The following is a 3,332-nucleotide window of genomic DNA, read 5'->3' as shown; positions in this document are numbered from 1 at the left end:
GGCCGCCGCGCTCGGCGGCGGCCCTGCTGGAGCTGGAACTGCCCTCAGGACCGACGCCGCCGAGCGCGGCGGCCGGCCTCATGGACGAGCACCGGCGCGCGCACCCCGAGGAGACGCCCCGGGAATGGCTGCTGGCCGTGCGCGAGCCCGCGCTCGACGCCGCGTACCAGGGGCTCCTGGAGAAGGGCATCGTGCAGGAGCAGGGGCGGCGCGTCCTCGGCGCGTTCGGCTCGGTGAAGCACCCGGTCACCGACGCGTCCGAACTCGTCGCGCTGCGCGGGCGGTTGACCGCCGTCCTCGCGGAGGGGCAGGAGCCGGACGAGCGTACGGCCGTCCTGCTCGCCGTCCTGCGCCACTCGGGGCTCACGGCCGTCCTCCCGCAGGGCTTCGACGAGCGGCTGACCGCGCTCACCGAGGAGCAGGGCCAGGCCGCCGAACTCGGCGACGCGATCCGGACGACGATCGGCGCGCTCACGGCGGTCATCGCCACGGCCGCGCTGTGACCGACCCGCAGTAACCACCCGCACCACCACTCGACTCGACCACGGGGGAAACAGTCGTGAGTGTTTCCGTACACACAACACCCTTGCCGGAGACCGGTGAGGACATCGAGAGCGTCGGACGGCTGCTGGACGAGCGGCTCCAGAAGCTCCAGGCGGAACAGCAGGAGATCCTGTCGTTCGGCTACTCCCTGATCCGGCAGTCGCTTCTGCGGCATCCCGCCGGGGAGTTGCGCAGGGACGACCGGAGCGTGTGCGACTGGGCCGTGGACCTCACGGGCCGGTCGCGGCGCGAGATCCTGACGATGCAGCCGGAGCGCACCCTCACACCGGAGGCGATCCTCGCCGCGCGCCGCGCCGGCCTGGCCTGCCTGCGGCGCGGGGTGACCGTGAAGGTGCTGGCCCAGAGACGGGCCCTGGCGGACGAGGCCGCGTCCGCGCTCTTCGCCGAGCTGATCCGGCACGGCGCGCAGGTCCGGCTCCTCGACGGCGAGTTCCAGCGCGTGCTGATCGCCGACCGGGAGACCGCACTCGTCCAGGCGGAGGGCGATACCGCTTCCGGCGCCTCGCCCGACGACACCGCACCCGGCCGCGCGCTCGTCGAGCAGGGGCCGCTCGCCGGCGTCCTCCTGTCGTTCTTCGACCTGTGCTGGTCGAAGGCGGTGGACGCGTCGACGCTCCTCGACCCCGTCCTGCTGGACGGCACGCACCTCAAGGTCCTCCAGGCCATGGCGCGCGCCGACAAGGACGAGGTCGGCGCACGCGAACTCGGCATCTCCGTCCGCACGTACCGGGGCCGGGTCGCCGAGCTGCTGAAGCACCTCCAGGCGGCGACCCGCTTCCAGGCGGCGCTACGGGCGAAGGAGCTGGGCCTCATCTGACGGGGGCCGGGGCCGGATGCCGGGGGCGGGCGCGGCGGAATGCGATACGCCGGCCCGCCCACCGGCATCCGACAGGCCCGCCCCTCCGCCGGACCCGCTCTCGGCCAGCTCCCTCACCAACCGCAGCACCCTCGGCTGCACCGAGGGCACCAACCCCGCTGCCCTGCGCGCGTGTTCGGCCCGGGAACACAGCAGGTTGCGGGCGATGGCGTACCGGCCCGCCGACGGCACCAGCACCAGTTCGTCGAAGAGGCGCACCTCGCCCGAGACCACGCGCCGGATCTCCTCGTCCAAGTCCCCGGTCCAGTCACGGGGTTTGACCAGCTCGCCGGACGCGTCCATCCGCCCGTACCACTCCCGCGTGTCCGCGAACACGGCCGCGCGGAACGCCTCGTCGTACTGTCCGGAGCGGAGTTCGCCCAGCAGGTCGTGGGCTCTGCGCGCGTCGTCGACGACCGCCAGCGGCAGCCGGTGCGGGCGGGCCATCCGGTTCCTGCGGGTGCCGCCGTCCATCAGCAGCGCCGCCGTCGGCTCGACGACCGTACGGAAGCTGTGGCCCGCGTCGGCGATCCGCAGCCACAGGTCCCAGTCCTCCAGGCCCGCGCCGCCCCGCCAGCCGCCGACGCCCTCCACGACACCGCGCCGGTGGCCCGCCCGCGACGGCTCGAACATCGGGCCCAGGAGCTGGAGTTGGGGGTGCCAGAAGGCGGACAGCGGGGCGAACTCGACGGCTTCGGCGCCAGCCGCGTCGTGGTACGTGCAGCCCGTCACCGCGAAGTCCGCGCCTGTGCGCAGGAGTTCGAGCAGGACGTCGAGGTGGCGGGGGCGCCAGAGGTCGTCGTGGTCGAGGTAGGCGATGAACTCGCCCTGGGCGAGGGCGAGTCCGGCGTTGCGCGGGGCGCTGGGGTGGCCGGTGCGGTCGAGGCGGTGGAGTTTCACGCGGGGGTCGGCGCGCGCCGCGTCCCGTACGTGGTCGTCCGTGTCGTCGTCGGAGCCGTCCGAGACGACGAGCAACTCCCAGTCCTGGACGGTCTGGGCGCGGACCGAGTCGATCGTCGCGGTGATCTCCGCGGACCTGTTGTACGTCGGGCAGATCACCGACACGAGCGGAGTCACAGGAACGCCAGGGGAGTTGAGGTGGCGCGGGCCAGCAGGACGCCTGCCGCGCCGGTCGCCAGGTCCGTCGTCAGGCGGACGTTCTCCAGGCCGAGGAACGCGGGGGCGCCCTCGTGCGGGACCTCGTACAGACCCAGGTGACGCGCCTCCGTTGTGCCGCCCAGCCGTGTCGCGGTCAGCAGGACGCCCGCGAAGCCGTGGAAGAGGCCCACGGTGTGGGGTACGCAGTCCAGGGCCGAGCGCAGGACGGTGTCGCAGGCCAACTCGTACCGCGCGTCGGGGCGTTGGTCGAGGTACTCCTTGAGGACCAGGGCCGTTCCGCCGCTCCCCGCCGCGAACGTGGGCCGCGTACCGGCCGAGCCGGGCGTCCAGCCGTCGTCCGTCCAGCCGAGGGCGCGCAGGTCGGCGTCCAGGAGGTCGTGGGCGGCGTCGAGGAGTGCGGTGTCGGGGGTGAGGGCGTGCAGGCGCAGCAGGAGCAGCGCGGTACCGGCCCGGCCGCGCAACAGCCCGGCCTCGCCCCGCCGGGGCGGACGCTCCGCCGCGCTCTCGACCAGGCGCTCGGCGTGGACGGTGGCCTGCTTGAGCGCGGCGTCGTCGCCGGTGGCGCGCGCGAAGTACAGCTGCGCGAGCCCGAGTCCGGCCCGCCCGTCGAGCAGCGTGTCGTTGACGGGCTCCCCCACACCCTCCAGAAGCGCGGCGGCGGAGTCGGTACGCCCGAGGTGCTGAAGGACACAGGCGACACCGGAGGTGCCGGTGTACAGGCCGGGGGCCGGATGGACGGTCCGCCGCGCACGTGGACTGGCTGGCGGAGGCCGCGCGGCGGACCGTCCATCCG

Annotated in this window: 4 protein-coding genes; 2 read left to right on the top strand and 2 right to left on the bottom strand. The window is 74.0% G+C overall.

Annotated elements, in window-relative coordinates:
- Together AOK24_RS20915 and AOK24_RS20910 are read left to right on the top strand one after the other, a co-directional pair.
- Positions 1-503 (top strand): GOLPH3/VPS74 family protein (locus AOK24_RS20915; RefSeq protein ID WP_167376851.1); only part of this gene is annotated, 503 nt, incomplete at its 5' end.
- An 83-nt stretch (positions 504-586) separates the two neighbouring features.
- Entirely contained in the window at positions 587-1,381 is a 795-nt protein-coding gene (locus AOK24_RS20910; RefSeq protein WP_055721588.1) for a hypothetical protein, read from the top strand.
- On the opposite strand, the gene AOK24_RS20905 is transcribed toward AOK24_RS20910, so the two are convergent.
- The gene (locus AOK24_RS20905) at positions 1,352-2,497 is read right to left on the bottom strand and encodes a glycosyltransferase family 2 protein (protein ID WP_240554036.1); all 1,146 of its coding nucleotides are present in this window, start codon (positions 2,495-2,497) and stop codon (positions 1,352-1,354) included. The two genes, AOK24_RS20910 and AOK24_RS20905, sit on opposite strands and share 30 nt — an antisense overlap.
- Positions 2,494-3,332: lanthionine synthetase C family protein (locus tag AOK24_RS20900; RefSeq protein WP_206191242.1), on the bottom strand; the 839-nt coding region annotated here is incomplete at its 5' end. The genes AOK24_RS20905 and AOK24_RS20900, both read right to left, overlap by 4 nt.

This window comes from Streptomyces niveiscabiei (genome assembly GCF_001419795.1).
GTDB lineage: Bacteria > Actinomycetota > Actinomycetes > Streptomycetales > Streptomycetaceae > Streptomyces > Streptomyces niveiscabiei.
Note: the sequence above shows the minus strand (reverse complement) of the source record. Positions and strands in the feature narration are given on the sequence as shown.